The following is a 16488-nucleotide window of genomic DNA, read 5'->3' on the forward strand; positions in this document are numbered from 1 at the left end:
GCGGCGCGACCTACCCCTCGTCGACGACGAAGCCGGCGTCGCGCAGCGCGTCGACCACGGTCGGCAGGTCGGTCCCGAGGTCCCAGCGGCTGAAGACCACGAGTCGGGTGTCGTCGCGAGGGCCGACGCCGCGGTCGTGCGCGGTCGTGCCGGCTGCATCGTCGTCGAGAACGTCGATCTCCAACTGTCCGACCCGCCGGCCGACCCGACGGATCGACAGCGTCCGAATCCGTTCGATGCGTTCCGGGGGGTACGTCCGTTGGCCTCGCAAGGTCCCGAGGACCAGAGCGGGGTTCGGCCCCGATGTGATGGCCAGCCGGGGACGCACCAGCAGGGTGTAGGCGCCGAGCACGAGAAGGAGAATCCCGGCGACGCCCATCAGGACCATGCCGGCCGGATCGGCAGCGGCGACGACCGCCGCCACCACCAAAGCGACGCCGCCGAGGCAGCCGGCCAGACCGGCGCCGACGGGGGTCGCCCACGCATGTGTGTAAGAGACCTCGGAGTTATCCACAGGAGTTACTCACAGTGGGGATGACTTACACACATGTGATTTCCACAGTGTGGATAACTTACATGCGTGTGTTTCAGCAGCTCAGCGCATTCGGCACGCGAACGACCGTCGGCGTCTACCGCCAACGCATCGTCATCAACAGGCCCGCCACCATCAGCGAGAAACCGATCAGGAAGTTCCACGAGTTGAGCTCGGCCATCCAGTGCAGGACCTGGCCCTCGCCGCCGTACGCGGTGGGCGTGGCGGCCAGGTAGTAGACGACGAGCCAGGCGAGACCCAGCACCATCAGGCCGAGCATGACGCCTACATAGATGGTGCTCGAAGGGCCGGCCTTGACCTTGACCGGCGTCCGGCTGGCCGGGTTGATGGTGTAATCGGTCTTCTTCCGGACTTTTGACTTCGGCATGACTTCCTCCGTTGTGCGGCACCGCCGGGGCGGTCGTACGCGGGCGGGAGAAGGTGAGCTCGTCCCCGCCACTGGCAAACACTCGAGATCTACGGTATCTCACCAGGTCGCCGACGCCGACCACCCGCTTCGGCGGTAGCCTTTCTCGCGTGAGTCGCATTCTGGTGGTCGACAACTACGACAGCTTCGTCTACAACCTGGTCCAGTACTTGGGCCAGCTGGGCGTCGAGGCCGTCGTGTGGCGCAACGACGACCCGCAACTCTCCCCGGCTGATCCCGACCATCTGAGCGAGGCCGTTGCCGGATTCGACGGCGTCCTCCTCAGCCCCGGTCCCGGCACGCCGCAGCGGGCCGGCGCGACGATGCCGATGGTCCGTGTCGCCGCCGAACGGGAACTGCCGCTGCTGGGTGTGTGCCTGGGACACCAGGCGATCGGTGCGGCGTTCGGCGGCACCGTCGACCGCGCACCGGAACTCCTGCACGGCAAGACCTCACTGGTCTTCCACGACGACGCGGGCGTGCTCGAAGGACTGCCGGATCCGTTCACCGCCACGCGCTATCACTCGCTGACGGTGCTCCCCGAGACGATCCCCGACGAACTCGTCGTCACCGGACGCACCGAGTCGGGCATCGTGATGGCGATGGCCCACCGTGAACTACCCATCCACGGCGTGCAGTTCCACCCGGAGAGCGTCCTGACCCAGGGCGGTCACCGGATGCTCGCCAACTGGCTCAAGACATGTGGGATCGAGATCGACGAGACCCGCGTGGCCGCCCTCGAAGCCGAGATGGCGACCGCGGTCGGCTGACTTCGGCGGCGAGGTCACCGAAGTGGTTTCGACTCGGCTCCTCGCTCCGCTCGGTGCCGGCTCAACCAGCGGAGACTCGGCTCCTCGACCTCGACGCGCTCCTTCGTCGCTTGCTCGGCCCGGCGGCTCCGCTCGGTGCCGGCTCAACCAGCGGTGAAGCTCAGTTGGGCAGCAGGCTCGCCTGGCCGACGATGATCGTGATCGAACCGCTCTTGCGGGCCTGGGACCCGGGATTCGGCTCCTGGCCGACGACGCGACCGTCGTCGGGGCTGCCGAGCGGCACGTTGCGGGTCTGCCGCGTCAGCGTCGACCGCTCCCAGCCGGCCCGCTCGAGATCGGCCTGGGCCTCGGCGGGCGTCTTGCCCCGGAGATTCGGGACGGTGAAGAGGTTGCCCCGCGACACGCTGATCTGCACGGTGCTGCCCTGCTCGGTGGTCGACCCGGGACCCGGTGAGGTGCTGATGACCTCTCCGGCCGGACGCTCGGAGTCGGCCGCGACCACGACGACCATCATCCCGAGCTCTTCCAGCACGGCTCGTGCCTGACTCTCGGACATGCCGACGACATCGCGGACCGTCACCTCGCGCGGGCCGTTGCCGACGTTGACGACGACCGCACCGTTGACCGGGACCTCGGCGCCGACGGCCGGTGCCGTCGAGACCACCTTGTCCTTCATCTCGGTCGTCGAGTCCACGCGGTCGGTTCGCACGTTGGTGAACCCGAGCACCTTGAGCTGATCCAACGCCTCGGCCGGCGTCTTGCCCACGAGATCCGACGGCAATCGAACACGCTGAGGACCCGTCGAGACATAGAGCGCGACCTCGGAGCCCTCGGCCGCCATCACGCCCTCACCCGGGGTCGACCGTGTGGCGAGACCGACACCGACGTCGAGGCTCGGTTCCTCCAGCACGCGGACCTCGAAGCCGGCCCGTTCCAGCGAGGCCTGCGCGTCGTCGGAGCTGAGTCCGGAGACCGCCGGCACCGACACCTGCGGCGCCGACCCCGAACGCCACGGTGACCACAGGAGCAGACCACCGACGAGCACCACGACGGCGAGCAGCGCGCCGGCCATGAGGAGCCGTGAGCGGCGTCGGGGTGTCTCCTCGGTGTCCTCGTCGCGCCGGTGGTTTCCGCCGTTGCCGTTCGAGGTGCGGCCCGCGATCGGCCGACGCGGACCGGTCGTCTCCGTCCGGGTGGGCCGGCGCGGTCCGGTGTCGATGAACTCGGTGCGTTCCTCGTCCGAGAGCAGCATCGGCGCCGACGGTTTGCCACCGGCCAGCACCCGGATCAGATCGGCGCGCAGGTCGGCCGCTGATTGATACCGGTTGTCCTTGTTCTTGCTCATCGCCTTCAGGACGACGGAATCGAGTTCGCGTGGGATCTCCGGCCGGACGTGCGACGGCCACGGGGGATCCTCGTGCACGTGCTGGTGTGCCACCGCCACCGGCGAGTCCCCGGTGAACGGCGGCTCGCCGGTGAGCAGCTCGAAGAGCACGCACCCCATCGAGTAGATGTCGCTGCGCGGGTCGACCTTGATGCCACGGGCCTGTTCGGGCGACAGGTACTGCGCCGTACCCATGACCGCGGACGTCTGGGTCATCGTCGACGTCGAGTCGCTCATCGCGCGGGCGATGCCGAAGTCCATGACCTTGACGGCGCCGGACTTGTCGATCATCACGTTCGCCGGCTTCATGTCCCGGTGGACGATCCCGTTGCGGTGCGAGAAGTCCATCGCCGCGGCGACATCGGCCATCCACGTCATCGCCTGTCGCGGCGAGATGGGGCCGTTGGCGCGCAACACATCTCGGAGGGTGTCGCCGTCGACGTACTCCATGACGATGAACGGCAACGGGCCGTCCTCGGTCTCGGCCTCGCCGGTGTCGAAGACCTGCACGATCGTGGGGTGGTTCAGCTTCGCCGCGTTCTGGGCCTCGCGGCGGAACCGGAGATAGAACGACGGGTCACGGGCGAGGTCGGCACGCAGCACCTTCACCGCGACGTCGCGGTGCAGCAACAGGTCGCGCGCATAGTGCACCTCGGACATGCCACCGAAACCCAGCGTTTCGCCGAGTTCGTAGCGGTCGGAGAGGTGGTGTGGTGTCGACATCGGCCTCGGTGGTTGCCCCTCAGGATCTATGGTCAGAACGGGTCAATCGGAAACTATCGGCTCAAACGCACGGCTCGTACACACAGCACCATCAGCACAGCGGTGAGAACGGTACGCCGGGGAAACACGGGGTTCCGGTGGCGGCACCGGGGTCCGGCGGCGGCTCGGAGGTGTCGGTCTGCTGACGCGGCGTGGTCGTCTCCGTCGACGTCTCTTCGCTGGTCGTCTCTTCGCTGGTGGTCGTACGGGTCGTACGTCGAGTCGTGGTCGGCTCGTCGGGCTCCTCGGTCGGTTCCACCGCGGTCGTGGTCTCGACGACCGTCGTCGACGGCGGCGGTGGTGTCGCCGCGTCCCCGTTCCCGCTGTTCACCAGATAGAACCCGATGAGCCCGATGGCACCGACGAGAAGGGCGGCCGCGATGCCGGCCAGGACCTTCTGACCGGTGGTCCAGCTGTTGTCCGGCGGCGGTGGCGCCACCGCGGTCTGCGACGTCGGCCGAGGGGTCACCGGCCGCGAGGCCGCACCCGTCGGGGTGGCCCCACGAGCGACTGCGGCGCCGAGCGCGGCGGCTCCCGCTGCGCCTGCCGCGGCACCGGCGATCGCACCTGGTCGCGGCGGACGACGCCCGGCACGCACGGCGGCGACCGCGTCGGCGAACTCGCCGCCGTTCGCGTAGCGCTGCCGCGGGTCCTTGGCCATCGTGATCTCGACGAGCTCGCGGACCCCGGACGGCAGGTTCGTCGGCAGGGGTGGCGGTGCCTCCCGGATGTGCTTCATCGCGACGGTGATCGCGCCGTCGCCGAGGAACGGACGACGCCCGGTGAGGGCCTCGTAGCCGACGACGCCGAGCGAGTAGACATCCGACGCCGCGGTCGCCTCGTCGCCGGTGGCCTGCTCGGGGGAGATGTACTGCGCGGTACCCATGACCATCCCGGTCTTGGTGACCGGGGCGGAGTCGACGGCCTTGGCGATGCCGAAGTCGGTGATCTTCACCTGGCCGACGGGGGTGATCAGGATGTTGCCGGGTTTGACGTCGCGGTGGACGAGACCCTGGCTGTGCGCGGCCTGCAGGGCCCGGCCGGTCTGCTCGAGCATGTCGAGGGTGTTGGTCAGCGACAACCGCCCGAGGCGGGAGATCACCGAGTTCAGGGGCTCACCGTCGACGAGTTCCATCACCAGGTACGCGAGCGGGTCGCCGCCGTTGTAATCCGGGGTCTCGCCGTAGTCGAAGACGTTCGCGATCCCGGGGTTGTTCAGCTTCGCGGTGGTCTGGGCCTCCGCGCGGAACCGCGCGATGAACTCCGGATCGCTGGTGTACTCGGCCTTGAGGACCTTCACCGCGACGCGACGATTCAGGCGCGTGTCGAGCGCCTCCCACACCTGGCCCATGCCGCCCGTGGCGATCAGGCGGATGAGTCGATACCGGTCGCCGATGGTGGTGCCGTTCTGCAGGCTCATCGACTGCCACCTCCCACCAGTGAGTTGATCACTTCTCGTCCGATCGGCGCCGCGACGGTCCCTCCGACCGAGTCCGCGCCGAATTGTCCATTCTCCACCACGACGGCCACCGCGATCTGTGCGTTCGACGACGGTCCGAAGGCGATGTACCACGAGAACGGGGTGTCCGTGCTCGATCCGCTCTCCGCCGTACCGGTCTTCGACGCGATCGACACCGGGCCGCCCGCGCCGGCCGTCGACCGCTCCGACTCGATCATCATCGACGTCAGCTCGGCGGCCTGCTCGGGCGTGATCGGCTTGTTGGCCGTCGTCGGCGGTGTGGTCTGCAGGGTCCGCAGGTCCGCGGCCTGCAACTTGTCGACCAGGTACGGCTGCATGCGCACACCTCCGTTGGCCACCGTCGCGGCGATCATCGCGTTCTGTAGCGGGGTGAGCCGGACGTCACGCTGGCCGATGGACGCCTGTGCGAGGACGTCGAGGGACGGGATCTGCCCGACCGTCGAGTCGACGACGGGCATCGGGATGTCCGGGCCGGGCTGGTCGAGGCCGAACAGGCTCGCGGTCTCGGTGAACTTGGGGATCGCGTCGGACATCTTCTCGGTCACCAGTTCGGCGAAGGCGGTGTTGCACGAGTACTTGAACGCCGTCTCGAGCGACACGGTTCCGCCCGACGACCCGGGGCAGGTCTCGCCGCCGTAGTTCGGGAGGGAGACGTCGGTGCCCGGCAACGGGAAGGTCGGAGCTGCGGTGAGGCGGATGCCCGGGGTGATGTTGTCGCGCAGGGCCGCGGCCGAGGTGACGACCTTGAAGGTCGAGCCGGGCGGGTAGAGCTGGCTGATCGCGCGGTTGAGCATCGGCTGCGCGGTGTCGCCGGGCCGGTTCCACGCCTCCCAGCTGCTCTCGCGGACCTCCTGGTCGTGGCTCGCGAGCCGGTTGGGGTCATAGCTCGGCGTCGAGACCATCGCCAGGATCTTGCCGGTGTTCGGCTGCAGCGCCACGACGGCCCCGCGGCACGGACCGTCGCACGGCCCGTTGAGCATGGCCTGGTACGCGGCCTGCTGCACCTTGGGGTTGATCGTCGTGACGACGTTGCCGCCGCGCGGGTCGCGCCCGGAGAACATGTCCATGAACCGCTGACCGAAGAGCCGGTCGTCGGAGCCGTTGAGAATGCTGTTCTCGTAGTGCTCGATCTGGCTCGCGAGGTACTGGAACGAGTAGAAACCGGTGACCGGGGCGAACGCCTCGGCGCCCTCCCGCGGGTACTGGCGCAGGAACTTCAGGCGGCTCTCGATCGGCACCGACAACGCGATCACCGTGCCGTCAGCGGTCGTGATCAGGCCGCGTTGCCGGGAGTACTCGTCGAGCAGCACCCGATTGTTGCGGGGGTCGGTCTTGAGGGCGTCGGCCTTGAACACCTGCACGTAGGTGGCGTTGGCGAGCAGGGCGATGATCATCACGATCACCGCCATCGACACATTGCGGATCGGCTTGTTCATCGACGCTTCACCACCTGCGTCGGCAGTGCCTCGACGGGCTTGGCCGCGGGACGCTTCTTCCCGGGATCGGGTTCCCGCGCGGCGTTCGAGATCCGGATGAGCAACGCGACCAGGATGTAGTTGGCCAGCAGCGACGATCCGCCGTAGGACAGGAACGGCGTCGTGAGACCCGTCAGCGGGATCAACTTGGTGACGCCGCCGACGACGACGAAGATCTGCATCGCGATGGTGAACGCCAGACCGGTCGCCAGGAGTTTGCCGAAGCTGTCGCGGACGGCGATGCCGGTCCGCAGACCGCGGTGGATGAAGATCATGTACAGCAGCAGAATCGCGGTGAGGCCGGCCAGGCCGAGTTCCTCGCCGATGGTCGAGATGATGAAGTCGGTGTTGGCGAACGGCACGATGTTGGGCCGGCCCGAACCGAGTCCGGTGCCGAACAGTCCGCCCGTGGCCAGACCGAACAGGCTCTGCCCGATCTGGTAGCCCGAGCCGTCGAAGTCCTCGAAGGGGTTCAGCCACACCGAGACCCGGGTCTGCAGGTGCGAGAAGATCGACCACGCGAAGACCGCGCCGATCGCGAAGAGCCCGATGCCCAGCACCAGCCATTCGACGCGCGAGGTGGCCACGTAGAGCATCGTCAGGATGGTCGCGAAGATCAGCAGCGACGTACCCAGGTCTTTCTGGACCACCATGACGGCGATGGCGATGGCCCAGGCAGCCAGCAGCGGACCGAGGTCACGGGCGCGCGGGAGGTCGACACCGAGCACGTGCGGACCGGCGGTGATGAACAGATCACGCTTGGAGACCAGCACCGCGGCCGCGAAGATGATGATCAGGATCTTGGAGAACTCACTGGGCTGGATCGAGAAGAACGGCGTGATGATCCAGTTCTTCGACCCGTTGATCTCCGAGAACGCGCTGGGCAGGATCGCCGGGATGATCAAGAAGACCAGTCCGCCGAGGCCGAGCGTGTAGGCGTACCGCGAGAGTGTCCGGTGGTCGCGGATCAGGATGAGCACCGCGGAGAACGCCACGATGCCCAGCACTGCCCACAGCAACTGCTGATCGGCGTTGCGGGTCGCCTCGGTGGCATTCACCGACTCCCCGGTGTTGCCCGTGCCGAGGTCGAGACGATGGATCAGGACCAGGCCGAGACCGTTCAGGACGGCCACGACGGGCAGCATGATCGGATCGGCGTGGGGTGCGTAGCGGCGAACCACCAGATGGGCGACCCCGAACAGTGCGGTGTACGCGGCGACGTACTTGAGGATGTCCCAGGTCAGGTTCTGGCCCTGGGCGGCTTGGACGATGAGCAGCGCCACCGTCACCAGGCCCATGGCGAATCCCAGGAGCAGCAGTTCGGCGTTGCGGCCGGTGCTCGTGGCGGGTTGGCGTGGCGGGGCGTGCGGGGCGGGCGCGGCTTGAGTCATCTCACCTGCTGCCGGCAGCTCGTGACGGCGTCCTGGTCAGGTGCGGGCGTGTCGGCCGGCCCGGCGTTGCCGGTGGACGGTGCCACCGATTCGGTGGCGCCCTGCTGCGGGATGCCCGGTGCCGGCGCCGCGGTGGCGCGGGGTGCCGGGGCGGACGGATCGGTGCTCGGCGTCGACTCCGACGGTGCCGGTGCCGGGGGAGTCGGCGCGGGGGAGGGCGACGAGGGTGCGTTGTCGCAGCGGAAGGTGAGCTCGTCGGTGACGACGCCTTGGATCTGTTCTTCGCTCTTGTTCCGGATCATCACGTTCTTGACCGACTGGGCAGGTCCCGACACCAGGTCGTCGACGTTGAGCGGGAACTCGCAGGAGGCGTCGTAGGAGATGAACGTGTAGCTCGGTTCCGCCTGGTCGAGATCTTCGACGCAGACGCGCTGCACCGGGTTGCTCATCGACAGGAAGAAGACCTTCTCCGGTGAACCCTGGTAGATGAGCACATCGCCGGTGTCGTCGGCGGCCACGTAGTAGTTGCTGCGCACGATGGCGCGGACGACGAAGATTCCGACGACGAGCGCGGCGATCACGGCCAGCGCGACTCCGGCGACGATCCAGCGGCGGTACTTGCTCTTCTGCTTGGCGGGGGGCTCGTCCTCGGTCAGCACCGTCGGACGCTGCGGTTCGGCAGGCGGCGGGCGTAGTGCCGCGGCGCGTCCCGCGGCGGTGGCGGGATCGGGGGTGTAGATCTCCTCGTTGCCGCCGGCCGCCCCGCCGACGATCGGTCGCGAGTCGCCGTACTGGGTGTCGACGACGTCGGCGAGGACGACGGTCACGTTGTCGGGGCCGCCGCCGCGCAGTGCGAGCTCGATGAGGCGGTCCGCGCACTCCTTGGGGTCAGCGATGGAGCCGAGGGTCTCGGCGATGGTGTCCTCGGTCACAACGTCCGACAGGCCGTCGCTGCAGAGCATGTACCGGTCACCCGCGCGCGCTTCCCGCATGGTGAGGGTCGGTTCGACCTCGGTGCCGGTCAGCGCACGCATGATCAGCGAACGCTGCGGGTGGGTGTGTGCCTGTTCGGCGGTGATCCGACCTTCGTCGACGAGGGTCTGGACGAACGTGTCGTCGCGTGTGATCTGGGTCAGGGCACCGTCGCGGTACATGTAGCCGCGGGAATCGCCGATGTGGCACAACCCGATTCGGCTACCGGCGAAGAGGATCGCGGTGAGCGTGGTGCCCATGCCGTCGAGTTCGGGTGACTCCTGCACCTGCGCGGCGATCGCCTCGTTGCCGGCGCGGGTGGCGCTGTCGAGCTGGGTGAGCAGGTCGCCGCCGGGCTCGTCGTCGTCGAGCGTGCTCAGCGCGCGGATGACCAGTTGGCTGGCGACTTCGCCGGCCGCGTGGCCGCCCATGCCGTCGGCGAGTGCGAGCAGGCGCGGACCCGCGTAGAAGGAGTCCTCGTTGTTGGACCGAACGAGACCGCGGTCGCTGCGCGCGATGTAGCGCAACACAAGTGTCACGGGCGCAACTCGATCACGGTCTTGCCGATGCGGATCGGCGTGTTCAGCGGCACCTTGACCGCGGTCGTCACCTTGGACCGATCGAGGTAGGTGCCGTTGGTGGAGCCGAGGTCTTCGACGTACCAGTCGTCGCCGCGTCGCGAGAGCCGCGCATGCCGCTCGGAGGCGTAGTCGTCGGTGAGCACGAGCGTCGAGTCGTCCGCGCGTCCGAGCAGGACCGGCTGCTGGCCGAGGCTGATCCGAGTGTTCGCCAGTGCACCGTGGGTCACCACGAGATAGCGGGCCGCGCCGCGGACGCCACCACCGCGGCGTCGTTTCTCCGAGCCGCCCGAGTACCGGGGCATACGCAGACCGCCGGCCGACGCGATGTCGGCGCGCAGGGTGCGGATCACTGCGAAGACGAACAACCAGAGCAACAACAGGAACCCGATGCGGGTCAGTTGCAGCACCAAGCCCTGCATGTCGTGTTCACCTCCAGCGCGTTCCGTCTCGGTCGGGTCGTACCCGCGGCAGCAGTCGTCGGACCGCCGATCGAAAGGAGCGGACCCGACTGCATCTTATGGGCAGATCCGCCGAACCCGGTCATTCGGATATGACAGTTCAGTATCAACCGGCCGGAGTGGTCTCTGGCCGGTGTCGACTGCCGCGCGCCCGCGGTGGGCGTGCGCTCGGCGTATGCGGGTCTACTGGAACCGAACGGTGATGTCGGAGTGTCCGACGCGGATGCGGTCGCCGTCGGCGAGTTCCCAGGTGTTCACCTGGAGGTCGTTGACGGTGGTGCCGTTGGTCGAGTTGAGATCGGTGAGCATGGCGGTCGCGCCGTCCCAGCGGATCTCCACGTGCCGGCGCGAAACGCCGGTGTCGGGAAGACGGAACTGCGCGTCCTGTCCGCGGCCGATCACATTGGATCCCTCGTGCAGCTGGAAGGTGCGGTTGCTGCCGTCCTCGAGCAGCAGCGTGATCGACGACGGGGCGTACCCCGCTGCCGGCCGGCCCGCGCCGTAGCCCTGGTCGTAACCGCCCTGGTAGTCGTACCCGGCGGGCTGCTGGCCATAGGCCGGCTGGCCGTAGCCCTGCTGCTCATAGCCCTGCTGGCCGTAACCCTGGTCGTAGGCGGGCTGCTGGCCGTAGCCCTGGTCGTATCCCTGCTGGCCGTAGCCGGGCTGCTGGCCATAACCCTGGTCGTAGCCGGGTTGTTGGCCGTAGCCCTGGTCGTATCCCTGCTGTCCGTAGCCGGGCTGCTGGCCATAGGACTGCTGGTCGTAGCCCTGCTGGCTGTAACCCTGCTGTCCGTAGCCGGGCTGCTGGCCGTAACCCTGGCCGTAACCCTGGTCGTAGCCTTGCTGGTCGTAGCCCTGCTGGTCGTATCCCTGGTCGTAACCGGGCTGCTGACCGTACTGGTCGTAGCCCTGCTGGCCGTAACCCTGGTCGCCCTGCTGTCCCGATCCCTGGCCGTACTGGTCGTACGCGGGATCGGCGCCCCTGCGCTGGTCGTATCCGGGATTCTGAGTCATCTTGGGGGCTCCTTGGTCGGGGGCGTCGGTAGGTGGGGGAACAGGGGCCGGGCGTCCGGCCGGCGGGCCGGGGACCGGTGCACCGTGCGGCTGTTCCGAACGTGCTGCCACCGGGCGGGGCCGCGCGTCCGGGTTGACCGTGCCGCGTGCGCGGAAGATCCCCGTGTGCAAGGACGGCGATTGCTCGAACTCTACGACGACCTTGCCGTAGGTCTGCCACCCGTTGTCCTTGATGAAGTTTTCCAAATGCTTCGAGAAAGTCTTGCGGTTCAGCTCGTATTCCGCAGCGATGTGCTGATGATCGGTGGGACTGAACAGCAGGGTGTAGCTGTTGGCCGCAAGGACCGTACCGTCACCGAGGTTCTCGAGCGACTCCTCGGCTTCTCGCTGTAGCCCGTTCTCGATCTCCTGCGGGGCCACCTGACCACCGAAGACACGGGCAAAACCGTCGTCAACTGCACCTTCGAGCTTGCGTTCCAGTCGTTGCAGGATCCCCACCGAGACCTCCTTTCGCGGCAATAGAGCGTGTCGCCGTGCATCTGGCCTTGTTTGATGATAGCGACATCAACGGCCAACTGTGCCACCAAGGCAACTGGTGCACCGTCTGCAACACCTGTCCCAATGGTGTGTATTCGGCATCTGACGTAACCCGACGTACTGCACAAATGCAACGTCGGAGATCGAGTTTTGTTTCGGCGGTGGCGTGCTGCTATCGTCGTCCAGTCGCCGGACACACCCAGTTCGACGACATGCCCACCGGAACATCGGTGGCCACGGGCGAGTGGCGGAATGGCAGACGCGCTGGCTTCAGGTGCCAGTGTCCTTCGGGACGTGGGGGTTCAAGTCCCCCTTCGCCCACCATGAGCGGACAAGGTCAGGTTGCACACGGCAGCCTGACTTTTCTCGTTTCCGGACCCTTCAGATGGGTACCGTCCTGTCGTTCACAGATCTTGCGTCGACTGCGTGAGACCGGTTGACCGACAGGATGCGATCACACGGCCCAGGAGGTGCTCGGTGTCCGACGACCGCGATCGCGACCCCGATGGCCGCGCCCGTCAGGCCCGGCCGCGCGACGAGCTGGGGCGGCCGCTGCCGTACGGCGAGCGGGGCGTCGAACCCGTGTCCGAGGAGCCGTTGCCGCCCGACGAGACGATCGCGCTCGCGTGCCAACTGCTCGACGACGGGCGGCCGTTCTCCGCGCACGAGGTGTTCGAGACCCGCTGGAAGTCGTGTCCGCCGGAAGAGCGTCCGCTGTGGCAGGGGTTGGCCCAGCTCTGCGTCGGACTGACGCACCATCGTCGCGGCAATGCCGTCGGCGCCCGCCGACTTTACGACCGGGCGGCTGCGCGGCTGGAGGAGTACGAGCAGTCTCACGGACTGACGTACGGGATGGATCTCGCGGCGATCCGCGACCGTGCGTTCGCGGAGATCAACTCCGAGCCGGCCTGAACAGGGTCACACCGTTCGGTAACGCAGCAGCGAGACGCCCAGCTCGAAACTCTTGGTGTCGACGAGCCGCAGCGTCGGGACCTCCAGGCCGTCCGGGAACAGACGCCTTCCCGACCCCTGGACGGTCGGGTAGACGAACAACCGGTATTCGTCGACGAGACCGGCTCCGATCAGCGTGTGGCAGAGACTGATGCTGCCGGTCACGACGATGTCCTTGCCGTCGGCGTTCTTCAGTGCGGTCACCTCGTCGATGACATCGCCGGACAGCACCGTCGAGTTCTGCCACTCCGGGTCGGTCATCGTGCTCGACACCACGTACTTGTCCACGGTGTTGAGATAGTCGGTGATCCCGGTGGCGTCGTCGGTCTGGTGCGGCCAGAAGCCGCGGAAGTCCTCGAAGGTCTGCCGGCCGACGAGCAGCGCATCGGCCTCGGCGTCCTGCCGGTGGGACTCGGCCATGAGGTCCGGCGCCTCGACGGTCGGGTCGAACCAGTTGGTCAACATCTCGATCGAACCGTCGAGCGTCATGTTCTGGGTGATCGCCAGCGTGCGCATGCTTCTCCCGGGGGTCGTTGACGTTGTCTCCCAGATACCGACCGGCGGGCCGGTCGATAGTCATCGGAACGGCACGCTGTTAGCGCGGCGTCAGCTCGACGATGGCGAGTGGGCGCGTCGTCTTCTTCTGATAGCCGGCGTAGCGACCCTTGTTGACTTCATCGACGAGAACGAAGCGCCGGGCGTAGTCCGGGTCATCGGGGTAGGTCGCCCGCGCGGTGACCTGAATCCGACGACGACCCACCTGGACTTCGACGTTGGGGTGCGCCTTGAGGTTGGCGAGCCACCCCGGTGGTCGCGGCGATCCGCCGTTCGACGCGACCACCAGGTAGGCCTCGCCGTCGCGCGCATAGGTGAGCGCATTGCACCTGGCCTCCCCGGTGCGGCGGCCGATTGTGCGCAGCAGCAGCGTGGGATTGCCCATCAGCAGCCGGTGGCCGACGAGTCCGCCGGAATGCTCGTAGAGCCATTGGTGGGTCTGCAGCGCTCGGATGAACAGCGACGTCATGGGTCCACTATCGCCGCTCTGACCGTCGGCCAAAAGCTCAGCGGACACCCGGTCCCACCCCCACGCTCCCTCTAGTCGACAAACACGCAGGCCCGCTGGCCCGTTCTGCTCCCTGATCCGAAAGAGCCGCGGAACCACTGTCCCGCTCTGCTCCCTGAGGAGCGCCCGGAGCTTGCGGAGGGCGCGTCACGAAGGGTCTGCCACGCATCTCACCAAGACCCTTCGTGACGCTCGCAAGCTCGCTCCTCAGGGTGCGGGGGTCCGCTCGCAAGCTCGCTCCTCAGGGTGCGGGGGTCCGCTCGCAAGCTCGCTCCTCAGGGCGCGGGGGATACGCTCGCAAGCTCGCTGCTCAGGGGCGGGATGACACGGCTCCGTAAACTTCGGCGGCTCTCAGCTCGGGGAGCAGTGGCGCGCGTCAGCTGTCGCCGCTCGCCACCCGCGCTGCGAAGCCGGAGAGGTGGCTCCGCAATGCCTGAATGCGTTGTTGCCGAACGGTTTCGGGGTCGTCTGTGGAGAAGATGGCCGACGGCTTAGCGCGGACGTTCGCCGAACACTCGAAGTTCGAGCAGATCAACGTCCCGACCGTGTTGCCCTTGCGTCCCGCGGCGCCGGCGAGTTTCGCACTGAAGAAGGCGACCTCGTTGGGCAGGTGCACGTCCTCGCAGAACGAGCACAGGGGCCGGGTTCGCGGCTGGCGGCCACCGAGACGGAGCATGATGCCCACGACGTCGTCGTCGGTCGGGATGACCACGTATCCGACCATCGGTAGTTTCGGGTCGCGCCAGCCGACGAAATCGATTCGCTCCCAGTCGAAGTCGTCGAAGTCGGGTGGAAGGGTCACGCTCTTGCGTTCGCGCAGCGAGGCGTTGACGAACGACGAACGGATCTGGGTTTCGGTCAAGGAATGCATGAGTGGATACACCTCAGGTGTCGGAGGAGGAAAAAGAGTGCACGATTCGACCGGCGCGGTCCACAACTGCGGGGACGCGCGCCGATCGGAGCGGGTTAATCAACCGTCGGCGCGCACGACGCCGACGACCTCCTCACGCCCGGAGGGCGACACACTGACAGACACGAGGACCGATGGTGAACCGCCGAACCTTCGCTGTCAACTCGATTACGGCGACCGCGCGCTCACAAGATCCGTCCCCGCCCGAACCAAACGGCTGAGCGGGAACGGATCTCGTGAGCGACGACTATCAGGCAGCGAGGAGGCCCGCGATCCGCACCACCCGCTGCGCCATGTGTTCGAGCGCGGCCTTCGTCGCGTCGTCGAGCTCGTTCTTGTTCTCCGGACCCGTGACATGGGAGACGCCGTACGGGTTGCCGTCGGCGAACTTCAGTCCGTCCGTGTACCCGGGCGGGACGAGGATGCCGCCGAAGTGCATCAGCGATGTGTAGAGAGCGGTGAGGGTAGTCTCTTGCCCGCCGTGGGCGGTGTTGCTGGAGGTGTAGGCGGCGTAGGCCTTGTCGGCGAGCTTGCCCTCGGCCCACAGTCCCCCGAGAGAGTCGATGTATGTCTGGAACGGCGAAGCCGTGCTGCCGAACCGCGTCGGGCTCCCGAAGATGACGCCGTCTGCCCAGACGATGTCGTCGCCGGTCGCGGCGGGTAGGTCCTTGGTGGCCTCGTAGTTGGCCGACCAGGCCGGGTTCTCGGCGAACGTCTGCGGGTCCCGGGTTTCGGCAATGTGGCGGACTCGGACCTCGGCACCGGCGGATTCAGCGGCATCCGACAGCACCTGTGCCATCGCAGTGCCGTGTCCGGTGGCCGAGTAGTAGATGATCGCCAGCTTGGTCATGTGTACTCCCGTCTCGGTGATTGGCATGTGCCACCGACGGGTACCCACGAGCCGTGAGTCGACACCCACGCGCATACCGGGTACTCGTCGTGGACGGGATTCGTAGCCCCGTCCCGAACGGATAGTTGCGCGATGCTGTTCATCGGCACCTCCGGCTGGCAGTACCGGGACTGGCGCGGTGCCTTCTATCCCGAGAAGCTCCCGCAACGGTTGTGGTTGGACTACTACGCGCAGCGGTTCCCGACCGCCGAGGTCAACAACACCTTCTACCGGTTGCCCGAGCGGAAGGCGTTCGAGCGCTGGGCCGAGACGGTCCCCGCCGACTTCCGGATGGCCGCGAAGATGAGTCGCTATCTGGGGCACATCAAACGGCTCAACGAGCCGGCCGAACCGGTCCAGCGGTTCCTCGATCGGTCGGCCGGGCTCGACGGCCGGCTGGGACCGGTGCTCCTCGGAGTTGCCGCCCACTCTCCGCGCCATCCCCGACGCCCTCGACGAGACGCTCGCGAGGTTTCCGACGTCGGTGCAGGTCGCCGTCGAACCCCGGCGCGAGTCCTGGTGGTGCGACGAGACAAGGACGGTCCTCGAGCGGCACAACGCGGCGCTGTGCTGGGCCGACCGGAAGAACCGAATCCTCAACCCTCTTTGGCGCACAGCCGATTTCGGATACCTGCGCCTTCACGACGGGACGTCTCGACGACCGATGAGCTAGGGAACCCGGGCGATCGACAGTTGGTTACGCCGTCTGTCGGAGTCCTTCGACGATTCGTGTGACGTCTACGTCTACTTCAACAACGACCCGGGATGCGCCGCGATCGACAACGCCGCCATCATGATCCGCCGCGCGCGACGCATGGGCACGACGGTGAAGACCGTCGGAGACTGACCCCATTGGCGGTCCGTCATTCGACGGAATCGGAGCGTCGGCCCG

The 16488-nt window shown here is 67.4% G+C and carries 15 protein-coding genes, 1 tRNA gene and 1 pseudogene; 4 read left to right on the forward strand and 13 right to left on the reverse strand.

What is annotated here, in order from left to right:
* Positions 1–10 precede the first annotated feature (10 nt).
* Positions 11–514, reverse strand: a complete 504-nt coding sequence (locus KB201_RS20825; protein ID WP_159369729.1) for a PH domain-containing protein — start codon at positions 512–514, stop codon at positions 11–13.
* Between the two features lie 115 nt (positions 515–629).
* Positions 630–920 carry a cell division protein CrgA gene (gene crgA / locus KB201_RS20830; protein ID WP_010843022.1) on the reverse strand — a complete coding sequence of 97 codons (291 nt, stop codon included), beginning with the start codon at positions 918–920 and terminating at the stop codon, positions 630–632.
* Positions 921–1069: 149 nt separating this feature from the next.
* On the opposite strand from crgA, the gene KB201_RS20835 reads away from it, so the two are divergent.
* Positions 1070–1729 carry an aminodeoxychorismate/anthranilate synthase component II gene (locus KB201_RS20835; protein WP_159369730.1) on the forward strand — a complete coding sequence of 220 codons (660 nt, stop codon included), beginning with the start codon at positions 1070–1072 and terminating at the stop codon, positions 1727–1729.
* Between the two features lie 160 nt (positions 1730–1889).
* Here the strand turns inward: KB201_RS20835 and pknB are convergent, their stop codons facing one another.
* The 7 genes from pknB to KB201_RS20870 form a co-directional block, all read right to left on the reverse strand.
* Positions 1890–3836: a Stk1 family PASTA domain-containing Ser/Thr kinase gene (gene pknB, locus KB201_RS20840; protein ID WP_211540289.1), complete on the reverse strand. Its 1947-nt coding sequence runs from the start codon at positions 3834–3836 to the stop codon at positions 1890–1892.
* Between the two features lie 91 nt (positions 3837–3927).
* Positions 3928–5295: a protein kinase gene (locus KB201_RS20845; RefSeq protein ID WP_211540290.1), complete on the reverse strand. Its 1368-nt coding sequence runs from the start codon at positions 5293–5295 to the stop codon at positions 3928–3930.
* Positions 5292–6791, reverse strand: a complete 1500-nt coding sequence (locus tag KB201_RS20850) for a penicillin-binding protein 2 (protein WP_065630651.1) — start codon at positions 6789–6791, stop codon at positions 5292–5294. Before KB201_RS20850 ends, KB201_RS20845 begins: the two co-directional genes overlap by 4 nt.
* Positions 6788–8221, reverse strand: a complete 1434-nt coding sequence (locus KB201_RS20855; RefSeq protein ID WP_211540291.1) for an FtsW/RodA/SpoVE family cell cycle protein — start codon at positions 8219–8221, stop codon at positions 6788–6790. Before KB201_RS20855 ends, KB201_RS20850 begins: the two co-directional genes overlap by 4 nt.
* The gene (locus KB201_RS20860; RefSeq protein WP_068971405.1) at positions 8218–9732 is read right to left on the reverse strand and encodes a PP2C family serine/threonine-protein phosphatase; all 1515 of its coding nucleotides are present in this window, start codon (positions 9730–9732) and stop codon (positions 8218–8220) included. Before KB201_RS20860 ends, KB201_RS20855 begins: the two co-directional genes overlap by 4 nt.
* A complete protein-coding gene (locus tag KB201_RS20865; RefSeq protein ID WP_058253019.1) occupies positions 9729–10193 on the reverse strand; it encodes an FHA domain-containing protein in 465 nt (154 codons plus the stop codon). The genes KB201_RS20860 and KB201_RS20865 overlap by 4 nt, the downstream gene beginning before the upstream one ends.
* Positions 10194–10415: 222 nt before the next feature.
* A complete protein-coding gene (locus tag KB201_RS20870; protein WP_165629289.1) occupies positions 10416–11744 on the reverse strand; it encodes a DUF3662 and FHA domain-containing protein in 1329 nt (442 codons plus the stop codon).
* Positions 11745–12021: 277 nt separating this feature from the next.
* Between KB201_RS20870 and KB201_RS20875 the strand changes: the two genes are divergently transcribed.
* Together KB201_RS20875 and KB201_RS20880 are read left to right on the forward strand one after the other, a co-directional pair.
* Positions 12022–12107: transfer RNA gene (locus KB201_RS20875), tRNA-Leu, on the forward strand.
* Between the two features lie 153 nt (positions 12108–12260).
* Complete coding sequence (locus KB201_RS20880) at positions 12261–12695, forward strand: DUF309 domain-containing protein (protein ID WP_211540292.1); 435 nt, start codon at positions 12261–12263, stop codon at positions 12693–12695.
* Positions 12696–12701: 6 nt separating this feature from the next.
* On the opposite strand, the gene KB201_RS20885 is transcribed toward KB201_RS20880, so the two are convergent.
* The 4 genes from KB201_RS20885 to wrbA form a co-directional block, all read right to left on the reverse strand.
* A complete protein-coding gene (locus KB201_RS20885) occupies positions 12702–13250 on the reverse strand; it encodes a dihydrofolate reductase family protein (RefSeq protein ID WP_211540293.1) in 549 nt (182 codons plus the stop codon).
* A 79-nt stretch (positions 13251–13329) separates the two neighbouring features.
* Positions 13330–13758 (reverse strand): nitroreductase family deazaflavin-dependent oxidoreductase, encoded by a 429-nt coding sequence (locus tag KB201_RS20890; protein ID WP_065630635.1) that lies wholly within the window; start codon positions 13756–13758, stop codon positions 13330–13332.
* A 415-nt stretch (positions 13759–14173) separates the two neighbouring features.
* Positions 14174–14668, reverse strand: a complete 495-nt coding sequence (locus KB201_RS20895) for an FBP domain-containing protein (protein WP_065630688.1) — start codon at positions 14666–14668, stop codon at positions 14174–14176.
* 289 nt (positions 14669–14957) lie between these two features.
* A complete protein-coding gene (gene wrbA, locus KB201_RS20900; protein WP_058253059.1) occupies positions 14958–15557 on the reverse strand; it encodes an NAD(P)H:quinone oxidoreductase in 600 nt (199 codons plus the stop codon).
* Between the two features lie 132 nt (positions 15558–15689).
* Between wrbA and KB201_RS20905 the strand changes: the two are divergent.
* Positions 15690–16443: pseudogene (locus tag KB201_RS20905) on the forward strand (DUF72 domain-containing protein).
* Positions 16444–16488 lie beyond the last annotated feature (45 nt).

The sequence above is a fragment of the Gordonia sp. SCSIO 19800 genome (genome assembly GCF_018132775.1).
GTDB classification, from domain to species: domain Bacteria; phylum Actinomycetota; class Actinomycetes; order Mycobacteriales; family Mycobacteriaceae; genus Gordonia; species Gordonia hongkongensis.

Excerpts from the sequence above, each read along its gene's own strand:
- crgA (WP_010843022.1), bottom strand. The coding sequence starts at position 920 with ATGCCGAAGTCAAAAGTCCGGAAGAAGACCGATTACACCATCAACCCG.
- pknB (WP_211540289.1), bottom strand. The coding sequence starts at position 3,836 with ATGTCGACACCACACCACCTCTCCGACCGCTACGAACTCGGCGAAACG.
- KB201_RS20845 (WP_211540290.1), bottom strand. The coding sequence starts at position 5,295 with ATGAGCCTGCAGAACGGCACCACCATCGGCGACCGGTATCGACTCATC.
- KB201_RS20850 (WP_065630651.1), bottom strand. The coding sequence starts at position 6,791 with ATGAACAAGCCGATCCGCAATGTGTCGATGGCGGTGATCGTGATGATC.
- KB201_RS20855 (WP_211540291.1), bottom strand. The coding sequence starts at position 8,221 with ATGACTCAAGCCGCGCCCGCCCCGCACGCCCCGCCACGCCAACCCGCC.
- KB201_RS20865 (WP_058253019.1), bottom strand. The coding sequence starts at position 10,193 with ATGCAGGGCTTGGTGCTGCAACTGACCCGCATCGGGTTCCTGTTGTTG.
- KB201_RS20885 (WP_211540293.1), bottom strand. The coding sequence starts at position 13,250 with ATGCGCACGCTGGCGATCACCCAGAACATGACGCTCGACGGTTCGATC.
- KB201_RS20890 (WP_065630635.1), bottom strand. The coding sequence starts at position 13,758 with ATGACGTCGCTGTTCATCCGAGCGCTGCAGACCCACCAATGGCTCTAC.
- KB201_RS20895 (WP_065630688.1), bottom strand. The coding sequence starts at position 14,668 with ATGCATTCCTTGACCGAAACCCAGATCCGTTCGTCGTTCGTCAACGCC.
- wrbA (WP_058253059.1), bottom strand. The coding sequence starts at position 15,557 with ATGACCAAGCTGGCGATCATCTACTACTCGGCCACCGGACACGGCACT.